At 71.1% G+C, this 20,170-nt stretch carries 16 protein-coding genes and 1 tRNA gene; 12 read left to right on the plus strand and 5 right to left on the minus strand.

Annotation, left to right across the window (positions count from 1 at the left end; translation table 11 throughout):
- Window positions 1-131: 131 nt before the first annotated feature.
- The 5 genes from FCN18_RS18110 to FCN18_RS18130 all read left to right on the plus strand — a co-directional run bounded on the left by FCN18_RS18110 (window position 132) and on the right by FCN18_RS18130 (window position 2,814).
- Entirely contained in the window at window positions 132-857 is a 726-nt protein-coding gene (locus FCN18_RS18110; RefSeq protein WP_228714028.1) for a type II secretion system F family protein, read from the plus strand.
- 28 nt (window positions 858-885) lie between these two features.
- Window positions 886-1,086 carry a DUF4244 domain-containing protein gene (locus tag FCN18_RS18115; RefSeq protein ID WP_112264940.1) on the plus strand — a complete coding sequence of 67 codons (201 nt, stop codon included), beginning with the start codon at window positions 886-888 and terminating at the stop codon, window positions 1,084-1,086.
- Window positions 1,086-1,466: a TadE family type IV pilus minor pilin gene (locus FCN18_RS18120; RefSeq protein ID WP_137095671.1), complete on the plus strand. Its 381-nt coding sequence runs from the start codon at window positions 1,086-1,088 to the stop codon at window positions 1,464-1,466. Before FCN18_RS18115 ends, FCN18_RS18120 begins: the two co-directional genes overlap by 1 nt.
- Window positions 1,447-1,839, plus strand: coding sequence for an Rv3654c family TadE-like protein (locus tag FCN18_RS18125; protein WP_228714029.1), 393 nt, complete (start codon window positions 1,447-1,449; stop codon window positions 1,837-1,839). Before FCN18_RS18120 ends, FCN18_RS18125 begins: the two co-directional genes overlap by 20 nt.
- A 333-nt stretch (window positions 1,840-2,172) precedes the next feature.
- Window positions 2,173-2,814 (plus strand): bifunctional DNA primase/polymerase, encoded by a 642-nt coding sequence (locus FCN18_RS18130; protein WP_137095672.1) that lies wholly within the window; start codon window positions 2,173-2,175, stop codon window positions 2,812-2,814.
- On the opposite strand, the gene FCN18_RS18135 is transcribed toward FCN18_RS18130, so the two are convergent.
- Window positions 2,778-5,186: a DEAD/DEAH box helicase gene (locus tag FCN18_RS18135; RefSeq protein WP_137095673.1), complete on the minus strand. Its 2,409-nt coding sequence runs from the start codon at window positions 5,184-5,186 to the stop codon at window positions 2,778-2,780. The genes FCN18_RS18130 and FCN18_RS18135 overlap by 37 nt on opposite strands.
- Before the next feature lie 227 nt (window positions 5,187-5,413).
- Here FCN18_RS18135 and FCN18_RS18140 point away from each other — a divergent pair, with 227 nt between their 5' ends.
- Window positions 5,414-7,696, plus strand: coding sequence for a sodium-translocating pyrophosphatase (locus FCN18_RS18140; RefSeq protein ID WP_112264932.1), 2,283 nt, complete (start codon window positions 5,414-5,416; stop codon window positions 7,694-7,696).
- A 144-nt stretch (window positions 7,697-7,840) separates the two neighbouring features.
- Complete coding sequence (locus FCN18_RS18145; protein WP_137095674.1) at window positions 7,841-8,470, plus strand: hypothetical protein; 630 nt, start codon at window positions 7,841-7,843, stop codon at window positions 8,468-8,470.
- Between the two features lie 36 nt (window positions 8,471-8,506).
- Here the strand turns inward: FCN18_RS18145 and FCN18_RS18150 are convergent, their stop codons facing one another.
- Window positions 8,507-9,259: a MerR family transcriptional regulator gene (locus tag FCN18_RS18150; RefSeq protein WP_112264928.1), complete on the minus strand. Its 753-nt coding sequence runs from the start codon at window positions 9,257-9,259 to the stop codon at window positions 8,507-8,509.
- 56 nt (window positions 9,260-9,315) lie between these two features.
- A complete protein-coding gene (locus FCN18_RS18155) occupies window positions 9,316-10,131 on the minus strand; it encodes a S1 family peptidase (RefSeq protein ID WP_137095675.1) in 816 nt (271 codons plus the stop codon).
- A gap of 286 nt (window positions 10,132-10,417) precedes the next feature.
- Here FCN18_RS18155 and topA point away from each other — a divergent pair, with 286 nt between their 5' ends.
- The 4 genes from topA (at window position 10,418) to FCN18_RS18175 (ending at window position 17,290) form a co-directional block, all read left to right on the plus strand.
- Complete coding sequence (gene topA, locus FCN18_RS18160; protein ID WP_112264924.1) at window positions 10,418-13,198, plus strand: type I DNA topoisomerase; 2,781 nt, start codon at window positions 10,418-10,420, stop codon at window positions 13,196-13,198.
- A gap of 95 nt (window positions 13,199-13,293) precedes the next feature.
- Window positions 13,294-13,854: a hypothetical protein gene (locus tag FCN18_RS18165; RefSeq protein WP_112264922.1), complete on the plus strand. Its 561-nt coding sequence runs from the start codon at window positions 13,294-13,296 to the stop codon at window positions 13,852-13,854.
- Window positions 13,855-13,979: 125 nt separating this feature from the next.
- Window positions 13,980-16,100: a dTMP kinase gene (locus FCN18_RS18170; protein ID WP_113641249.1), complete on the plus strand. Its 2,121-nt coding sequence runs from the start codon at window positions 13,980-13,982 to the stop codon at window positions 16,098-16,100.
- A complete protein-coding gene (locus FCN18_RS18175; protein WP_112264918.1) occupies window positions 16,097-17,290 on the plus strand; it encodes a DNA polymerase III subunit delta' in 1,194 nt (397 codons plus the stop codon). Before FCN18_RS18170 ends, FCN18_RS18175 begins: the two co-directional genes overlap by 4 nt.
- A 78-nt stretch (window positions 17,291-17,368) precedes the next feature.
- On the opposite strand, the gene FCN18_RS18180 is transcribed toward FCN18_RS18175, so the two are convergent.
- Window positions 17,369-19,042, minus strand: a complete 1,674-nt coding sequence (locus FCN18_RS18180; protein ID WP_137095676.1) for a hypothetical protein — start codon at window positions 19,040-19,042, stop codon at window positions 17,369-17,371.
- Between the two features lie 131 nt (window positions 19,043-19,173).
- On the opposite strand from FCN18_RS18180, the gene FCN18_RS18185 reads away from it, so the two are divergent.
- Window positions 19,174-19,250: transfer RNA gene (locus FCN18_RS18185), tRNA-Thr, on the plus strand.
- Window positions 19,251-19,294: 44 nt separating this feature from the next.
- Here FCN18_RS18185 and FCN18_RS18190 read toward each other — a convergent pair.
- Window positions 19,295-20,164: a sigma-70 family RNA polymerase sigma factor gene (locus FCN18_RS18190; RefSeq protein ID WP_137095677.1), complete on the minus strand. Its 870-nt coding sequence runs from the start codon at window positions 20,162-20,164 to the stop codon at window positions 19,295-19,297.
- Window positions 20,165-20,170 lie beyond the last annotated feature (6 nt).

Below are 20,170 nucleotides of genomic sequence, written 5' to 3' on the forward strand. Positions count from 1 at the left end.
TTGCCGCTGCTCCTCTCGGAGGCGGTGAGCCGATCTCGCGGGATAGTGCGTCCCGTCCCGGCGTCGCCCGAACCTGAGCGGCCAGGGAGCACGGCTGCCCTGTGGCGATCCGGGCTGCGGGGGTGGTCGCGGTGACCACGCCGAGCCTCATCGCGGCGCTGCTGGGCACCGCGGCGCTGGTAGCCCCACCGCCCCGGGCCAACCGCCTGCGTGCGGTACTACCTCGCCCGGCTCCCCGACGGGCCACGCCCGCGCCGGTACGGACGACGCGCTCTCCGACAGGGCGCGCCAGCTGTGTGGCCGTCGCCGTGGCGGTGTTGGTGGCCGCGGGCGGGAGCTGGGCACTGGCGCTGCCGGCCGGTGCGCTCGCCGGGTTCGCCGTTCGGAAGCTGCTCTCCCGTGACCGCGCCCCCTCGGCGGATCCGCTGCGACTCGCCGCGACCGGCGACCTGCTCGCCGCCTGCCTCACCGCCGGGCTACCGGTGCCGACGGCCGTCCGGGCGGTCGCGGGAACGGCGCCGCCGGAGGAGGCGGCGGCGCTGCGGGCGACCGCCGACCTCCTCGCTCTCGGCGCCCAACCAGCCGAAGCGTGGGAACCGTCGCGCCGTTGCCCCTCGACCGCGGAGCTGGCCCGTGCGGCGTGCCGCACCGCCCGCTCTGGCAGCGCACTCGCCGAGGTGGCATCGGGAATGGCCGAACGAGCGCGCTCCGCCGTCGGCGACGAGGCCGAGGCCCGCGCGCAGCGTGCTGGCGTCCTGATCACCGGGCCGCTCGGCCTGTGCTTCCTGCCCGCCTTCCTCTGTCTCGGAGTCGTCCCCGTCGTCCTCGGCCTCGCCGAACGGCTGACCGTTTTCTGACCCCGCTCAACAGAAAGGAACCACCACCATGAACACCCTGCTCCGCCGACGCGGTCCGCAGCCCCGCGACCTCTTCGGCTCCGACGACGGAATGAGCACCGCCGAGTACGCCATCGGCACGCTGGCCGCCGCGGCCTTCGCCGCGCTCCTCTACACGGTGATCACCGGCGACTCGGTGGTCAGCGCGCTCACCTCGCTCATCGAGCGAGCGATCTCGGTGAGCTTCTGATGCGCCGGTTCCGAAGGGCGGGCGACCGCGGCACCGCCACTGTGGAGGGCGCCATCGCGCTGTGCTCGCTCCTGACGGTCTTCGGTCTCGTGCTCATGGGGATCATGGCGATCTCTAAGCAGGTGCGGTGCACCGACGCGGCGATGGAAGCGGCGAGGCACCTCGCGCGCGGACAGCCCGCGCTCGCCGAGGAGGCCGTCCGGAGGCTCGCTCCCGGCGGTGCCACGCTCGACGTGCGAACGCGCGACGGAACCGTCGAGGTGACGGTCGAGGCTCCAGCGATGAGCGCGTTGCCGGGCGTCGCGGTGCGGGCGGAGGCCTTCGCCGAACTGGAGCCAGGTGAACGGGAGGCGGGCGCCGGTGCCGCGGCCAGCGGATGAGCCCGACGGCGGATCGGCGACCGTGTGGGCGGCTGGTGCGATCGCGGGCCTGCTCGTGGTGGCCGGTCTGCTGTGGCTGCTGGGCGGTGCCGTGGTGACACGGCACCGGGCCGCGAACGCGGCGGACCTGGCCGCACTCGCCGCCGCCGGTCACGCCGACCGGGGCAGTGCCGAGGCGTGTGCGCACGCTCGCCGGATCGCCGAGCGCATGCGTGCCCGCATCCGGGACTGCCGCTTCGACGGCTGGGACGCGCTGGTGGTCGTCGAGGCACCGGGTGCGGGGCCGCTCACCGGGTTCGGGCCGGCCACCGCTCGCGCTCGGGCCGGGCCGGTCGATTCGCCCGCGGTGAACGGGCGAATGGAGCCGGACTGACCTGCCGCGCGAAGCGGTCACCGGCGAGCAGCGGTCATCGGCGTGCGACGAGCGGTCTTCGCCCGGGACGAACTGACCGAACGACCGCAGGACGAAGCTGATCACTGCCGGGTGGGTGAGGTGCGGCGGCTGCGACGAACGGCCAGCTCAAGGGCTCCTGACGCCGACGATTGACACGCGGGGTTCAGCCGAGCCGTTGTGTCAATGCTCACTCATCGTCTGTCAAGCACCGGTTGCCGACGGGGGCCTTCCGGCCAAGTGCAACTTGCCGTTTATTGATATGCGACACCGCGTACGAGGCGGTGGAAGTTTCTGAGGAGGCTCGAGAAAGAAATGTTGGACACGGAGTGGTCGGACAGCTGGCGCGGCGCGTTCCGCATCGAGTTGCGCGCCGAAGCCATCGGCCTGGCCTGGCGAGGCTGGCCGGTGCTGCCGGGTACGTACCCCGGCGCCGGTGACGACACGGAGTCCGGCTCCGCGTGGACGCGGCCGGTGCCGGCGCACGAGGACTGGCGCCAGCGGATCGGTGCCCACCCGCAGCAGGTCGCCGCGTGGTGGACCGGCAGGCCCTACAGCCTGCTCGTCGCCACCGGGACGATGATCGATGCCATCGAGGTGGACGACCAACTCGGCCGTCGCGCCGCCACACTGTTGCGGGCGACCGGGCACCCGGCGCCGATCGTCGCGATGCCGAACGGCAGGTGGCTCTTCCTCACCACGTCGACGGACCACGTGCCGTCGGTGCTCGCCACGAACGAGAACGTGCGGTGGCACGGCGAGGGCAGCTATGTCCCGCTTCCGCCGACGCCGTTCGAGCACGGTGTCGTGCACTGGCGGGTCAAGCCGGAGATCTGGGGCTGGCGGCTTCCCGCCGCCCGCGCGGTGCACGAGGTCCTGGTGCGTGCGCTGCTCGGCGAGGCCGCCGACCACGTGACCGCTCAGCCTGTCTTCGTCGCGGGATCCTCCGCGGCGTGATCCACCCCGTGACCGTGCCGACCATCGTGGTTCACCGCCCCGAGCACGATGTCCAGCACGGTCACCGCCCCCGCCTTGTCCAGCGGATCGTTGCCGTTCCCGCATTTCGGCGACTGGACGCAGGACGGGCACCCAGCCGGGCACTCGCAGGAGACGATCGCCTCCCGCGTAGCGGCCAGCCAAGGGACGAGCGCGGCGAAGCCGCGGTCGGCGAATCCGGCACCCCCGGGATGACCATCGTGCACGAACACCGTCGCCTCCCCGGTGTCCGAGTGCATCGCGGTCGAAACTCCGCCGATGTCCCAGCGGTCGCACGTAGCGAACAGCGGTAGCAGGCCGATCGCCGCGTGCTCGGCGGCATGCAGGGCGCCGGGGATGCGCGCCGGTTCGAGACCGGCGCCCCCCGGCGCCCTGTCGCCATCGTTGGCCTTCTCAAGCAACTCGTCGCTGATCGTGTACCAGACGGCGCGGGTGCGCAGCACCTGCTCCGGCAGGTCCAGCGCGACGTGGTCGAGCACCTCGCCCGACGGCAGACGGCGCAGGTAGCCCACCACCTGCGAGGTCACCGCCACCTCGCCGAGACACACGGTGACGCCGCCGTACCGCTCCTCGCGCACCGTGTCGAGCACCGCGATGTCGACGATCTCCCTCGCCGAGGTGTTCCACTCCGGGTCCTCGGCGTGCACGAGTGCGAGGCCCTGTTCCAGATCGAGATCGTCCACGACGTACGACGAACCCTGGTGCAGGTACACCGCTCCCTGATGCACCGTGCTGCACGCCGAGCCGGGGTCCACGGTGCCCAGCAGCCGCGACGTGTCCGCCTCGACCACGGCGATCTGGTCGCCGCCCGAGCCGCGGATGTCCACCTGATGCTGCGGGCGGTCCCTAGTCGTCCAGTACCAGCCGCTCGGCCGTCGCCGCAGCACCTTGTCGGCCACCAGCTCGTCGAGCACCTCGCGGGCCGCCGCGCCGCCGAACGCGTCCAGTTCCTCCGCGGTCAGCGGCAGCTCCGCCGCCGCGCACGCCAGCTGCGGCGCCAGCACGTACGGGTTGGCGGGGTCCAGCACCGCCATCTCCACGGGACGGTCCAGCAGCGCCCCCGGGTGGTGCACCAGATAGGTGTCGAGCGGGTCGTCCCTCGCGACGAACACGACGAGCGCGTCGTCACCGGCCCGGCCCGCGCGGCCGGACTGCTGCCAGAACGACGCGAGGGTGCCCGGATAACCCGCGAGCACCACGGCGTCCAGGCCCGCGATGTCGACGCCCAGCTCCAGCGCGTTCGTGGTGGCGACCCCCAGCAGGGTCCCCGACAGCAGGGCCTTCTCCAGCGCGCGCCGCTCCTCGGGCAGGAAGCCCGCGCGATACGCCGCCACGGCCTCGCCCAGCTCGGGATCCACCTCGGACAGGATCCGCTTCGCACCGAGCGCGGTCAGCTCCGCTCCACGCCGCGAACGCACGAACGCGAGGCTGCGGGCGCCCTCGATCACCAGCTCCGCCAGGATCCGCGCGGCCTCGGCGCCCGCGGAACGCCGTACGGGGGCGCCGTTCTCCCCGGCCAGCTCCTCCAGCAGCGGCGGTTCCCACAGCGCGACCGTGCGCGCTCCCCTCGGCGAGGCGTCCTCCACGACGGGCGTGCACTCGCGCCCGGTGAGCCGCGACGCGAAACCGGCAGGCTCCGCGGTGGTGGCTGAGGCCAGCACGAACACGGGGTCCGCGCCGTAGTGCCTCGCCACGCGCCGCAGCCTGCGCAGCAGCAGCGCCACGTGCGAGCCGAACACGCCCCGGTAGCTGTGGCACTCATCGACGACGACATAGGTGAGCTTGCGGAAGAACTTCGCCCAGCGCGCGTGCGCCGACAGCACCCCGCGGTGAAGCATGTCGGGGTTGCTGAAGACCCAGCGCGCGTGGTCGCGCACCCAGTCGCGCTCGTTGAGCGGGGTGTCGCCGTCGTAGGACGCGGGCCGCACGCCGTCGAGGCCCAGCGCGGACACCGCACGCAGCTGGTCGGCGCCCAGCGCCTTGGTCGGCGCCAGGTAGAGAGCCGTGGCCTTGGGGTCGGCGAGCAGCTTCGAGAGCACGGGCAGCTGGTAGACGAGCGACTTGCCCGACGCGGTCCCGGTGGCGACCACGACGTCGCTGCCCGACCACGCCAGCTCCGCGGCCTCCGCCTGGTGCGTCCACGGCCGCTCGACGCCGGTGGCCCTGATCGCGCCGACGACGGCGGCCGGAGCCCAGTCCGGCCAGTCCGCGAAGCTCGGCTCCCTGGCCGGGAGGTCGGCCACGTGAGTGACGGGGTTGCGCCGTTCGGGAATGCCCGCGGTGGCACGGCTCAGCAGGCGTCGCGCCCGCAGCGACTCGCCTCGACCGCTCATGTGTTCGAGCATCGCACACCGGCCACTGCGCGCCGATCGGCGGTGCCGTGAGCGGTTTCACACGAATACGCAGCGTATGTGACATGGGACGCCCTGCCGGGTCGTCCGTCTCTACCAATAGACTCCGCCAAACCACACCAGAAGTGGTGTAGATCCCATGTCAGCGTCGGCACAGTGGTCAGCCCGCTCGTCGGCGCTGGCAACAGGCGACGTTTCCAGGAGGACGAATGTCCCGGCACTTCCTCGCGGAGGGTTCACCCGAGCTCTCCGGAGGTGACTACGGCATCGTGGCCGTGGTCGCCGTGGTCGCCCTTGCTGCGCTCGTCATTGGCTATCTGCTGTTGAAGGAGGTCCTGGCCGCCGGTCAGGGCACCCAGAAGATGCAGGAGATCGCCAAGGCGGTGCAGGAAGGCGCGGCTGCCTACCTCAACCGGCAGCGGAACACCCTCGCCGTTTTCGGCGTGGTCGTGTTCCTCCTGCTGTTCGCACTCCCCGCGGAGGACTGGAACGAGCGGATAGGCCGTTCGCTGTTCTTCTTGGTCGGTGCGGTGTTCTCGTTCTCGATCGGCTACCTGGGCATGTGGTTGTCGACGAGAGCGAACGTCCGCGTCGCGGCAGCGGCACGCGAGTCCGGTGGCCGGGAGAAGGCGATGCGGATCGCGTTCCGCACCGGTGGCGTAGTCGGCATGATCACGGTGGGACTCGGCCTCTTCGGCGCTGCCGTCGTTGTGCTCGTGTACGCGGGTCAGGCCCCGAAGGTCCTTGAGGGCTTCGGCTTCGGTGCGGCCCTGATCGCGATGTTCATGCGTGTCGGTGGCGGCATCTTCACCAAGGCCGCCGACGTCGGCGCCGACCTGGTCGGCAAGGTCGAGCAGAACATCCCCGAGGACGACCCGCGCAACGCGGCCACGATCGCCGACAACGTGGGCGACAACGTGGGTGACTGCGCCGGCATGGCGGCGGACCTGTTCGAGTCGTACGCGGTGACGTTGGTCGCCGCGCTCATCCTCGGCAGCGCCGCGTTCGGGGCGACGGGCTACGGCCTGGTGTTCCCGCTGATCATCCCGGCGATCGGCGTGATCACGGCCGTGATCGGCATCTACATCACGCGGGCGAGGGCGGGCGAGAGCGGCCTGACGACGATCAACCGCTCCTTCTACATCTCGGCAGTCATCTCCGCGGTGCTCTCCGCCATCGCGGCGTTCGTGTTCCTGCCCAGCTCGTTCGACGGCGCCGAGGGCAACCCGGCCGTCATCGCGACGGTCTCCGTGATCATCGGTATCGCGCTCGCCGGCGTGATCCTGTGGCTGACGGGCTACTACACCGGCACCGAGCACGGGCCGGTCAAGAACGTCGGCAAGACGTCGGAGACCGGTGCCGCCACGGTGATCCTCTCCGGCATCTCGGTCGGTTTCGAGTCGGCGGTGTTCACCGCGCTCGTCATCGGAGGCGCGGTGTACGGGGCCTACCTGCTCGGTGGTGCCGTGGCGCTGTTCGCCGTCGCGCTCGCCGGGACGGGCCTGCTGACCACGGTCGGCGTCATCGTCGCGATGGACACGTTCGGCCCGGTGTCGGACAACGCACAGGGCATCGCCGAGATGTCGGGCGATCTCGAGGAAGGCGAGGGCGTCCAGATCCTCACCGAGCTCGACGCGGTCGGCAACACGACGAAGGCGATCACGAAGGGCATCGCGATCTCGACCGCGGTGCTCGCCGCGACCGCGTTGTTCGGGTCCTACTCCGAGGCCATCCTCGGCGCGCTACGCGACGTGGGCACGGGTCTCTCGGACGTCCCGGAATCGTTCATCGACAGCATCATCGTGCCGAACACGCTGGTCGGCGTGATCGTCGGCGCGGCGGTCGTGTTCCTGTTCTCCGGTCTCGCCGTCAACGCGGTCTCGCGGGCTGCGGGCGCCGTGGTCTACGAGGTGCGGCGCCAGTTCCGCGACATCCCGGGGATCATGGAGGGCACGACGCGGCCCGAGTACGGCAAGGTCGTGGACATCGTCACGCGCGACTCGCTGCGGGAGCTGGCCACGCCGGGTCTGCTCGCGGTGTTCGCGCCCATCGCGGTCGGCTTCGGTCTCGGCACCGGGGCGCTGGCCGGTTACCTGGGCGGTGCGATCGCCACCGGCACGCTGATGGCGGTGTTCCTCGCCAACTCCGGTGGTGCGTGGGACAACGCGAAGAAGCTGGTCGAGGACGGCCACCACGGTGGCAAGAACTCGGAGGCGCATGCCGCGACGGTCATCGGTGACACCGTCGGTGACCCGTTCAAGGACACGGCTGGCCCGGCGATCAACCCGCTGCTCAAGGTGATGAACCTGGTGTCGCTGCTGATCGCGCCCGCGGTCGTGCAGTTCACCGTCGGGGAGGACGCCTCGATCGGCGTCCGCATCGCCATCGCCCTGGTGTCCGTGGCCATCATCGTGGCCGCGATCGTGGTGTCGAAGCGCCGCGGTACGGCCATCGCCGAGACGCCTGCTCCCCAGCAGGCGACGAAGGCGTAGCGCCACCCGCTGTCCGGGCCCGGAGCGCTCGTCGCTCCGGGCCCGGCTTGTGTCCGCGGCGGGGTCGCTTGCGGGCTGTGACACGACCGGTACCGTCGGACGGGATCGTGCTCGATTGGACACCGTGTGTCAGGAGGTGTGGGCGTGCGGCCGCGGATGACCGTTCTCGCCGCTGTGATGCTGGCCCTTGGGGGCCTGGGACTCGCAGGGTGTGGTCAGCCGAGAACGCAGCCCGGCGCCCAGCAGGCGGCCGAGTCCTCGGGCCCCGGCCTGACGGCCGAGGAGGTGCGCCGCGAGGACGCCACCACCGCGTGGGCGGGCGGCTACTGCGCCGCGGTGTCGGAGCTGGTGCGCTCGTTCTCGCGGATGCCGAGCATCGACCCGACCACGCCGCAGCAGGCCTCGCGGACGTCGAGTGAGCTGCTCGGCGTGATGATCGGGGGCCTTGACCGCACGATCGAAGGGCTTGACCGGCTCAGCCGGGCCCCGTTGTCCGACGGGGAGCGCATCAAGGCGCAGGCCGTCTCCAGGTACGTGGGCATCCGGGACCGTGCCGTGGGAGCGAAGCAGCAGCTCGACGCGGCCACCACCGAGGAGGCCAGCAGGGCGGCGATCGGCTCGGTGCGCGCGCCACTGGAGGAGATCGGCCGGATCAGCCTGCTGGACGGTTTCGACGCCGTGCCGGAGCTGAAGGAGGCGAGCCTGCGGGCGCCGCAGTGCAAGGAGCTCACCGACTCCCGTGAGACGGCGAGGTTCGACCCGGGGGCCTCGTAGCGCGAGCCTGGGGACCGCGGTTCCCCAGGCCCGGTGCTAACTCAGGCGGGCCTGCGCGTAGGCCGCCATGGTGTCGCGCAGGTAGGCCGCAAGGCCCGGCGCGACCTCGTCGATGCTCGCGGTGAACCGCGGGTCGTCGACGTAGAGCCTGCCGAGGCCCGTGTAGGACTCCCGGTTCGGAGTCCAGAAGTGGCACAGCCACCGGTAGTGGGCGTCGGTCGCCTCGATCGCACGCGGGTCGTCCGGCGCGACGCCCTCGCGCATCAGCTCGGCGAGCCGCGCCGAGGCGTCGGCTCCCGCCTGCTGGACCGCCTGCCACTTCTCGTCCGACCAGCCCTTCACGCGCTCGTGGGACGCGAGCGAGCCGGGCCAGCGCTCCTCCGCCTCCTCGGCGAGCCGCTGTGCCTGCTCGGAGTGCCGCTCGAAGCCGGTGTACAGCTCATCGGCGTTCACAGTGTTCCCTCCCTCCAGTTTCTCGATCGTTCTCCGTACGGTCCTGGCGAGCCGGTCGAACCGGTCCCGTTCCGCCGTCAGCCACTCGTGGTGCACCTTGAGTGCGGCGAGCCGGTCGGTCTGCCGATCGAGGATGTCCCCGATCGCGTCCAGCCCCAGGCCCAGCTCCCGCAGCACGAGGATCTGCTGCAGGCGCAGCAGTTGGTCCTCCTCGTAGTAGCGGTAGCCGTTGCCGCCGACGTAGGCGGGCGGCAACAGGCCGATCTCGTCGTAGTGCCGCAGGGTGCGCGAGGTCACTTTCGCGATCCGCGCGACCTGGACGATCGAGTAGGCCATGCGGACAACGGTAGAGGTTGACGCCGCGTCAACCTCAAGTCCGAAAATCGAGCCGATCAGGCCGGCTTGGGCAGTGTGCAGGCCGGGCGCTCCAGTTCGATCTCGCTCGCCGGCGTCAGGCAGCCGTAGAGGCGGTACGTCTGCTGGCCGTACTTGGCGCCGTGCCGCACCGTGACCTGTCCGTTCGCGCCGACCTCGCACGGGTTGTTCATCGTGCACCGGTCGCCGTTCTCGTTGGCCGTGTTGTTCACGCCCACGACCTGGCGGCTGGCGGTGTCGATGATCGGGGAGCCCGACGTGCCGCCGATGGTCTGGCACTCGGGCGTGTACCGGATCGAGTCGCGCCAGGTGTAGCCGCCCTCGCGCAGCTCGCGGACGAACCCGTCGACGGAGCACGCGTACGTCTTCTTCCAGTATCCGGAGGCCACGGTGATGCCCGTACCCGCTCCGGGTCGCTCCTCGGAGAGCTCGAGCGGGGCGATGCCGTGGTCGCGCTGGATGTCGGCGTAGGTGGTGCCGAGCTGGTACACCGACGCGTCGGTGCCCGTCATCGTCGCGTACAGCAGCTTCGTCGCCCGCAGGGTCGTCACCTCGCGTCCGTCACCGGCGAGCAGGGTGAACGTCCGCTGGGACGGCCGGTCGACGATTACCTCGCCCGGCTGCGGGAAGCCTTCCTCCAGGCAGTGCCCGTTGGACAGCACCAGCGCGGGCGCGGTGGCCGGGGCGCCGGCGAGCCGCACGACCGAGCCCGAGCAGTTCGACAGGGCGACCGTGCCCGTCAGGTCGACGGTCTCCGCGCTTGCCGGAGGCGCTGTGACCAGTGCGAACGTGAAGATCGTGGCCAGCAGGACGCCGAGCGGGCGGCGGAACATCGAGGAGGTCCTTTCGGTCGGCGGGCTCGTGGGACGGAGCGTAGTGGTTCGGCTACCCGGGAGCCTGGGCGACGTGAGGTCCACGTCACGTGCTAGGTGTGGAAGGGAAACGTCACGGCTGCACACGGCGATGCGCTTGACACACGCTTTACGGCGTGTTGAGCCACCTGAGAAGACGCCGTCGCCCGTGAGAGTGCACACTGGCGGGTCGAACAGGTGAGTTACCGAGCGGAGAGCGGACAGCGTGGCTGGATCGACAGAGAGCACTGCGGCGCGCGGCGCCACCGTGGGGGGCGGTGGTCGGGCGAAGGGCAGGCCGAAGAAGAGTGCCGCGGCCAACGGCAGCGGCCGTCGACGGCTGGTGATCGTCGAGTCGCCCACCAAGGCGCGCAAGATCGCCCCCTACCTCGGCCGTGACTACGTCGTCGAGTCGTCCCGTGGGCACATCCGCGACCTGCCGCGTGGAGCCGCCGACGTGCCTGCCAAGTACAAGGGCCAGCCGTGGGCGAGGCTTGGCGTGGACGTCGACAACGACTTCGAGCCCCTCTACGTCGTCTCACCGGACAAGAAGGCCACGGTCACCGAGCTGAAGAGCCTGCTCAAGGACGTCGACGAGCTCTACCTCGCCACCGACCCCGACCGCGAGGGCGAGGCGATCGCGTGGCATCTGCTCGAAGCGCTCAAGCCCAAGATCCCGGTCCGCAGGATGGTGTTCCACGAGGTCACCGAGCAGGCCATCCGCTCAGCGGCCGAGAACACCCGTGAGCTCGACCCCGACCTGGTCGACGCGCAGGAGACCCGCCGCATCCTCGACCGGCTCTACGGCTACGAGGTCTCACCGGTGCTGTGGAAGAAGGTCATGCCGAGGCTCTCGGCGGGCCGCGTCCAGTCGGTGGCCACGCGGGTGATCGTCGAGCGCGAACGCGAGCGGATGCGCTTCACGTCGGCGTCGTACTGGGACATCTCGGCGACGATGGACGCCGGTGCGGAGGCCAGCCCGCGTACCTTCCCGGCCCGGCTCACCGCCGTGGCCGGCTCCCGGCTCGCGACCGGCCGCGACTTCGGCCCCGACGGGCAGCTCAAGGCGTCCGCGCGCGACGTCCGCATCCTCGACGAGGCCGAGGCCGGCCGGCTGGCGCAGGCGCTGCACCAGCGGGACTTCGCGGTCACCAGCGTCGAGGAGAAGCCGTACACGCGGCGGCCGTACGCGCCGTTCATGACCTCGACACTGCAGCAGGAGGCGGGCCGCAAGCTCCGCTTCTCGTCCGAGCGCACGATGCGCATCGCGCAGCGGCTCTACGAGAACGGCTACATCACCTACATGCGTACCGACTCGACGACCCTGTCGGAGACGGCGCTGACCGCGGCCCGCAACCAGGCGACCGACCTCTACGGCTCCGAGTACGTGTCGCCGAGCCCCAGGCAGTACACGCGCAAGGTGAAGAACGCGCAGGAGGCCCACGAGGCGATCCGCCCCGCGGGCGAGGTTTTCCGCACGCCGGGCCAGGTGGCCGGCGAGCTGGAGACCGACGAGTTCCGGCTCTACGAGCTGATCTGGCAGCGCACCATCGCCTCGCAGATGGCCGACGCCAAGGGCACCACGATGTCGGTGCGCATCACCGGCACGGCCACCAGCGGAGAGGAGTGTGTGTTCTCCGCGTCCGGCCGCACCATCACCTTCGCGGGCTTCCTCAAGGCCTACGTCGAGTCGGTGGACACCGAGACGGGCGGCGAGGCCGACGACAAGCAGAGCAGGCTCCCGCAGCTGCGTGAGGGCCAGGAGCTGACGGCGACGGAGCTGTCGCCGGACGGGCACGCGACGTCGCCGCCCGCGCGCTACAGCGAGCCCGCGCTGGTGAGCAAGCTCGAGGAGCTCGGCATCGGCAGGCCCTCGACGTACGCCTCGATCATCAAGACCATCCAGGACCGCGGCTACGTGTGGAAGAAGGGCTCCGCACTGGTGCCCTCGTGGATCGCGTTCTCGGTGGTCGGCCTGCTCGAGCAGCACTTCGAGCGGCTGGTCGACTACGACTTCACCGCCGCCATGGAGGACGAGCTCGACCGGATCGCGTCAGGTGATGAGCAGCGCACGCGCTGGCTGTCGAAGTTCTACTTCGGCGGCGACATGGGCGTCGACGGCTCGATCGGGCGGCTCGGCGGGCTCAAGAAGCTCGTCGGCTCCGGCGTCGAGGACATCGACGCCCGCGAGATCAACTCGATCAAGCTCTTCGACGACACCGAGGGGCGCGCGGTCGTGGTGCGGGTCGGCCGCTACGGCCCTTACCTGGAGCGCGAGGTCGACGGCGAGTCGCAGCGCGCGAACCTGCCGGAGGACCTGCCGCCGGACGAGCTGACCCTGGAGATCGCCGAGCGGCTGTTCGCGACGCCGCAGGAGGGTCGCGTACTGGGCACCGACCCGGTCAGCGGCCACGAGATCGTGGCCAAGGAGGGCCGGTTCGGGCCGTACGTGACCGAGATCCTGCCGGAGCCCGAAGAGGCCGAGGGAGGCACTGCCGGCAAGAAGACCAGCAAGGCCAAGAAGCCGAAGCCGCGCACGGCGTCGCTGTTCAAGTCGATGACGATCGAGGAGATGACCCTCGACGACGCGCTGAAGCTGCTGTCGCTGCCAAGGGTGGTCGGCAAGGACCCGGAGAGCGGCGACGAGATCACCGCGCAGAACGGGCGCTACGGGCCGTACCTGAAGAAGGGCACCGACTCGCGCTCGCTCTCGACGGAGGAGCAGATCTTCGACATCACGCTCGAGGAGGCGCTCAAGATCTATGCCGAGCCGAAGCGCAGGGGACGCCAGGCGGTCGCGAAGCCGCCGCTGAAGGAGCTCGGCGAGGACCCGGCCTCCGGCAAGCCGATGGTGGTCAAGGACGGCCGCTTCGGCCCGTATGTCACCGACGGTGAGTACAACGCGTCACTGCGGAAGTCGGACACGGTTGAGGACCTGACCGTGGAAAGGGCTGCCGAGCTGCTGGCCGAGAAGCGGGCGAAGGGTCCGGCGCCGAAGAAGAAGAGCACCACCCGCAAGAAGGCGTCCACGGCGAAGTCCAAGTCGTGACGCTGGGTGAGCGGTAGTGCGCCCCGTTGGCGGATGCGCGCCGTGACCGGGTCGCTACCCTTGAGGAGCACGACAAGACCCGGCTAGGAGGACGCGTGGCCAACGGGGACGGTACTCAGGCGCCCGAGCCTCCGCAGTCGTTCAGCGACCCGCTGTCGGGCCTGGTCACCAGCGGCAAACCGGACTTCACGGCCACGACCCAGCGCGACCAGCCGACCGCGATGCCGCTCGCCATGCCGGTCGAGCCGGACCCGGACATGGTCAAGGGGATGGTCGACGCGGCGCTGGGTGACGAGACCCCGAAGCCGGAGGGGGCCGAGGCGACGGAGGCGACCGTCGAGGGCGGCGAGTCCCCGCCGCCGGGCGCTCCTGCTGGCGCCGCGCTGTCGGGCGAGGGCGGCCCTCCCGGTGTGTACTCCGGTCCCGATCGCTCACGCTGGCCCGCGCGTACCCAGCTGCTGCCCGAGATCCTGCGCAGGCGGCAGCGCAACCGGGTACGGGAGAGCCGGCCGTGGTCCGAGCGGCAGCTGATTCGCAGGCCGTCGAGCGGTTCGGCCGGGCTCGCCGTCGCTCTCGTATTGCTCACGGTGTTCGGGATCGTCGCGATTCAGTTCATCTCGAGTCTGGTCGAGAGCATTACCGGGCTTTTCAACTGATCGAGCGGGCTGTTCGTCAGCGCTCGGTGCTGAATTGATCACCGCGGGTGTTTTACCCGGTACTCCGGCGCACGGTGCGTGTTGCGGGCTACCCTGACCACACAACCGTGCCGGTGGCTATTGGGGTGGGGCACATCAGCGAGGCAGCACAGGGGAAAGCAGACGCCGACGCGAAGGAGTCGGTGCGGGGAGAGGCGTCCACGGTCCACCGCGTGCGCCGAGTCCTCGCTATCCGGCCCTTCCGGAGGCTGTGGGGCGTCACCTATCTGTGCAGCGTCGCCGACTGGCTCTCCTTGCTCGCCCTGGCCGGTCTGGTCACCAAGTTCACCGACAACTACATGGCGCAGAACTTCGCGTTCGCCGGCGTCGTGCTGACCAACCTGCTGCCGGGTCTGCTGTTCGCGCCGGTCGGTGGGCTGCTCGCCGACCGCTTCGACCGGCGCAAGGTGATGATCGTCGCCGACCTGGTGCGCTTCGGCCTGCTGCTCTCGATCGCGATCGTCGGTTCACCGATCTGGCTGTTCGTCGCCAACTTCCTGGTGGGTTCCGCGGCCATGATGTGGATCCCGTCGAAGGACGCGGCGGTGCCGAACCTGCTGCGCAGGCCCGACCAGGTGGAGACGGCCAACCAGCTCGGCATGGTGATGACCTACGGCCTCGCCGTGGTCACCGGCGCCGGCCTCTACTCGATCCTCACGGGTATCCCGACGACGTTCAACCTGTCGCCGAACGTGTTCGGTGTGTTCGGCATCGCCAACGCCGTCGTGATCATCAACAGCTTCCTCTACCTGGCGAGCGCCCTGATCGTCGCCACGCGGATCCCCGAGCTTTCGCTGCGCAACGTGCACCCGGTGCCCGCGTCCGGTGCCGTGCCCGAACCCAAGCCCGAGGCCGACGAGGACAAGTCGTCGGGCGGGCTGTTGGGGATGATCCGCGACGCGTTCCGGTTCATCCGCACGACGCCGCTGGTGCGCGGGCTGCTGATCGGCATGATGGGCGCGTTCGCCGCGGGTGGTGCCGTGATCGGGGCGGCCAAGCCGTACTCCTCGAGCCTCGGCGGCGGTGACTCCGCGTTCGGTCTGCTCTTCGTTGCCGTGTTCGTCGGCGCGGCGGTGGGCCTCGCGGGGGTGCCCAAGCTCGCGCAGCGCCTCCCGCACGACCGGATGTTCGGCATCGGGATCGTGCTCGCCGGCCTCGCGCTCATCGTCGTGGCGCTCTCGCCACACCTCGCCGTCTCGCTGGTGGCCGTCGCCGTGGTCGGCGCGTGCGCCGGTGCGGCGTTCCTCACCGGCGTGACGATCATCGGCTCGCAGGTCGACGACTCGATCCGGGGCCGGATCAACGCGATCTACCAGTCGTTGATGAAGATCATCATCTTCGGCTCCACGGCACTCGTGCCGCTGCTGATCGGTCTCGTTCGTCCGCACAAGGTGACGGTGTGGGGCAACGTCCTCACGATCGACGGCACGCGGCCCGTGCTGCTCGGCGGAGGACTCCTGGCCGCGCTGGTCGGCATAGTCGCCTACCGGCAGATGGACTCGCGCCGTACCGAGCCGATCCTGGCCGACCTGCGCAACGTGATCCGGCGCAGGCCGCGGCGCGTCAACGGCCTGCTGATCGCGCTGGAGGGCACCACCGCCACCGACACGGCGGCACAGGCGGCGCGGCTCGCCGAGTGGCTGAGCAAGGGGCCGCGCCGGGTCGTGCTCGCCGCCGACCCCGCACTCGACGACTCGCGGCTCGCGTCGCTCGTCTCCGGGGCGTCGCTGTCCGGCGCGCGGGCACAGGCGCTCGCCGCGGCGGCGGTGCGGGCCGACATCGTGGAACGCGACGTGCAGCCCGCCTTGAACGCGGGCGCGGTCGTGGTGATGGAGCGGTTCGTGGACTCGCCCCTCGCCCACCTGTCGGCGGTCGCGGGGTTGGACGCCAAGGAGCTGGAGGGCCTCGCCGACTGGGCCACCGGACGGCTGCGGCCCGACCTCACGGTGCTGCTCGACGCGGAGCCGGGGGCCGACGCGGAGTCGACGAACTCGGCACAGCACCATTGGCGCGTGCAACAACTGCTCACCGAGATGGCCTCCGCGGACCCCGAGCGCTACGTCGTCGTCGAGGCCGACGGCACCGAGGACGAGGTCGCCGACCGCGTGCGGATCGCCGTGCAGACCACGCTCGTGGGAAGGGTCGCCGGCCTGGCGCCGCCGCCGGTCGCCGCCGTGCAGGCGACGTCCGTGAAGGCGACGTCGTGACGCAGCCGGTGTGGTCGCAGCTGGTGGGTCAGGAACCGGCTGTCGAGACGCTTTCCGCCGCCGCGAGCTCGGCCGCGGCGCTCGTGGCCGGCGAGACGGCCGACGCGGGCGCGATGACGCACGCGTGGCTGTTCACCGGGCCCCCCGGCTCGGGCCGGTCCGTTGCCGCGCGCACGTTCGCCGCCGCGTTGCAGTGCAGCCTCGGGCTCGGCTGCGGCGGCTGCACGGGCTGCCGGACGGCGCTGGCAGGCACCCACGCCGACGTGCGGCTGGTCGTTCCGGAGGGGCTGTCGATCTCGGTAGCCGAGATGCGGGCGCTCGTGCAGGCCGCCGCGCGCAGGCCCACCACCGGCCGCTGGCAGGTGGTGATCATCGAGGACGCCGACCGGCTCACCGAGGGCGCGGCCAACGCGCTGCTCAAGGCCGTCGAGGAGCCGCCGGAGCGCACGGTGTTCCTGCTGTGCGCACCGTCGGACCACCCCGAGGACGTGTCGGTGACCATCCGCTCGCGCTGCCGTCTCGTCACGCTGCGCACGCCGCCGCCGGAGGCGATCGCGCAGGTGCTGGTGGAGCGCGACGGCGTCGACGAGGCGATGGCGCGATGGGCGGCCTCGGTGTGCGGCGGGCACGTCGGCAGGGCGCGCAGGCTCGCGACCGACGAGAGCGCGCGCAAGCGGCGTGACGCCGTGCTGCGGATCCCGCTGGGACTGCGCAGACCCGCCGACGTCTTCGTCTGCGCCGACGAGCTGATCAAGACGGCCGAGGCGGACGCGACGGACGAGAGCAAGGCGCGCGACGAGGCCGAGCAGGACGCGCTGCGCACCGCGATGGGCTCCGGGGGCACCGGCAAGGGCGTCGCCGCGGCGAAGCGGGCTGCCGACGCCGCCGTGCGGCAGCTGGAGAAGCGACAGAAGTCGCGGGCGACGCGGACCCAGCGCGACACGCTGGACCTGGCGCTCGTGGACCTGGCGGGCTTCTACCGGGACGTGCTGGTGACGGCGAGCGGGGCCGGCGCGGCGCTCAACCATCCTGACCACGCCGAGCAGAGCCGCTCCGCCGCGGAGCAGTGGACCCCGGCGTCGGCGCTGCGCAGGCTGGAGGCCGTGCTGGCCTGCCGCGAGGCGATCGAGTGGAACGTCAAGCCCCGCATCGCCGTGGAAGCCATGGTGACCACTCTCCGCGAAGGCTGACCTCTCTCAGGTAGCTGCAGTGAAGGCCACCTTGCCTGCGTTCAACGCAGGCAAGGTGGCCTTCACTGCAGTTGGTGCCTACTCGTCGCGGGGGCGCGGTGATGGCTTGCGCGGGTCGGCGGCCGTGACCGGGGCGGGCCTGCGGCGGTACGGAAGGCCGGCCACGAGCACCGCTCCGAGCAGCAGCATCGCCGTGCCCGTCCAGAACAGCGGCACCGACGAGTACGCCGCGCTCGTGTACGCCAGCTTGTCGGGGCCACCCGGCTGCTGCTCGCCACCACCCGGCGGCGGCGGGGCCTGCGGCGGCGTCGTGAAGCCGCACTCGACGCCGCCCTCCGGCGCGTAGGCCCTCGCGACCTGTTCGCCGAGGGACAGCTGTGCCAGCGACGACGGCAGGTTCTTCGCCGCCTCGGCGGGCAGGGCGTCCTTGAGCGCCTTCGTCGGCAGAATCTGCAGGTCGAGCAGCCTGGCCGAGGCGCCGAGCTGGAAACCCTTGAACGGCTCCTCCAGGTGCGTGCCCTTCTGGTCGAGGCCCGCGATGCTCAGCCGGAGCACGCCGAGGTCGGCCACGAACCCGTTCGCGGCGTCGGTCAGCGGCTTGAGCAGGCCGTTCGCCAGCTCGGCGACGCCGCCGATCACCGGCAGGTCCTTGGCGTTCTCGAAACCGGGCACCTGCTCAAGGCCCGGCAGCGGGATGCCGACCGGAATGTCCTTGGTCGGGTTCGCCGCGTCCAGCTCGAACAGCTTCTGGCCATTGCGCTCCACCGACAGCACCGGCGCCGTGTACTCGACCTTCGAGGTCGCCTCGTCACCGGTCGAGGTGACCGTCAATGTCGGCTGGCTGGCGACCTTGATCGTCAGCCCGAGCGGGGTGCCCTTGAGGATGTTGATGTCGGCGGCCTGCAGTGTCGACGTCGACTGGACGGCTTTGCGGTCGGTGCCGGGGATGTCGACGAGCTGCACGGCCGAGCGCGTCGACAACGTGTTGGGCATGCTCAGCACCGAACCGGTGCCGTCGGCGTTCGGCTTGGCGCCGCCCGAGCCCGAGAGCAGCCCGCCGAGGCTCGCGAGCGGACCCGGCAGTGAGCTGAGGCCCTCCTTGAGCCGGGTGTCGGCGACCTGGCTCAGGTCGGGCATCGTCGGGATCACGTTCAGCAGCGAGATGCTCGCGACGGAGGTGCTGGCGTCGGAGATCGTGCCGACACACGGCCCTTCCGTGGGGCTCCACCGCGCGTGCGCGCTCCCGTTGAGCGCGCCGACGTTCAGCAGCGGGTTCTCCGGCGCGTTGAACCCGGACGTCACGGGCTCCGGGTTGTCGGGCAGCGCCGTCTGCACGAGCGAGCCGGGCGTCTGCGGCGCGTTGCCCCCGACGGAGAGCCCGAAGGGCGAAGCCTGAGCGATCGCGCGCTCGTAGGTCAGGTAGGACTCGGAGTTGGCCTGAGCGCTGGAGATGCCGAACCCGCCCTCGAGCACCGACTGCCTCGGCAGCTCGTCCTCCATGCCGGGCAGGATCGCGTCGGTCGGCACCGCCTCCGGCAGCAGCCGCAGCATCCCGAGCGCCGTGCCCGCCTCGCCGACCGCCTTGCCCTTCGGCATCGGGTTGGGCGGCGAGGTGATCGGCGCCTGACCCGGATCGGCCGGTTCGGGAATCGGCGTCGTCGGGATCGTCTGCCCGGCCGCGGGCGCGGCTGACAGGAGGAGCACCGCAGCTGTGACGGGAAGTGCCAGCGTGCGGGGCAGGCGTCGGCGCATGTACCAGTCCTCCAGACCACCAGTGGGCCCGCTCACGGAGGTGGGCGGTGTCCTGGCGTCCTAACGACCCAGGGGTGGAAAAGTGACGCGCGAGGGCATCGTTATACTGGGTTGTACCGGACGCGGTCCGGGCCGCCTTAGCTCAGTCGGCCAGAGCGGCTCACTCGTAATGAGCAGGTCAGGGGTTCGATTCCCCTAGGCGGCTCCACAAGATCGGGGCTCCTCGCGGACAGCGAGGAGCCCCGATCTTTTTCATGGCTCTGCCGGAAGGTCGAGCTGGGCGATGCGCTGCGGGTCGGCCAGGATGTTGATCTCCACGATCCTGCCGCCGCGCACCGTGGGGCTGAACACCGCGACCGGTTTGCCCCTGACCACCGAGACGAGCCCGAGCGCGCCGTTGACGACCGCACGGCGGGCCAGCGGGCCGGTGCGGGAGAACAGCAGCGCCTGCTTGGCCACGTTCTTCGCGCCACGCACCAGCCGCGACGGCGCCGCCGCGCCGGTGTCCACCCGCAACACCACGTCCGGGTCGAGTACGGCGACCAGCGCATCGAAGTCGCCCGCTCGCGACGCCGCCAGGAACGCGTCGATCACCTCGCGCTGGGCGGGCAGGTCGGCATCGGGCAGCGCCGCGCCCCGCACCCGGCGCCGCGCGCGGCTCGCCAGCTGCGTCGCCGTGGCCGGGGACCGTCCGACGATCGGGGCGATGTCGCCGAAGGGCACGCCGAACATGTCGTGCAGCACGAACGCCAGCCGCTCGGCCGGGCTGAGCGTCTCCAGCACGACGAGCAGCGCCAGCCCCACCGAGTCGGCGAGCACGGCCTGCTCAGCCGGGTCCGGCTCGGCGGCCGCGACGATCGGGTCCGGCACGTGCGTGTCGAGCGACTCCTCGCGCCGGGATTTGCGCGAGCGCAACATGTCCAGGCAGACCCGGCTGACCACAGTGGTCAGCCAGCCGGCCAGGTTAGCCACCTCGCTCGTGTCGGATCGGGCCAGCCGCAGCCACGCCTCCTGCACCGCGTCGTCGGCCTCGGTCAGCGAGCCGAGCATCCGGTAGGCCACCGCGCGCAGGTGCTCGCGATGGGCCTCGAACCGCTCGGCGAGGAAGTCGTGCTCGGCCATGTCAGG

It is taken from the genome of Prauserella endophytica, assembly GCF_005146945.1.
GTDB classification, from domain to species: Bacteria; Actinomycetota; Actinomycetes; order Mycobacteriales; family Pseudonocardiaceae; genus Prauserella_A; species Prauserella_A endophytica.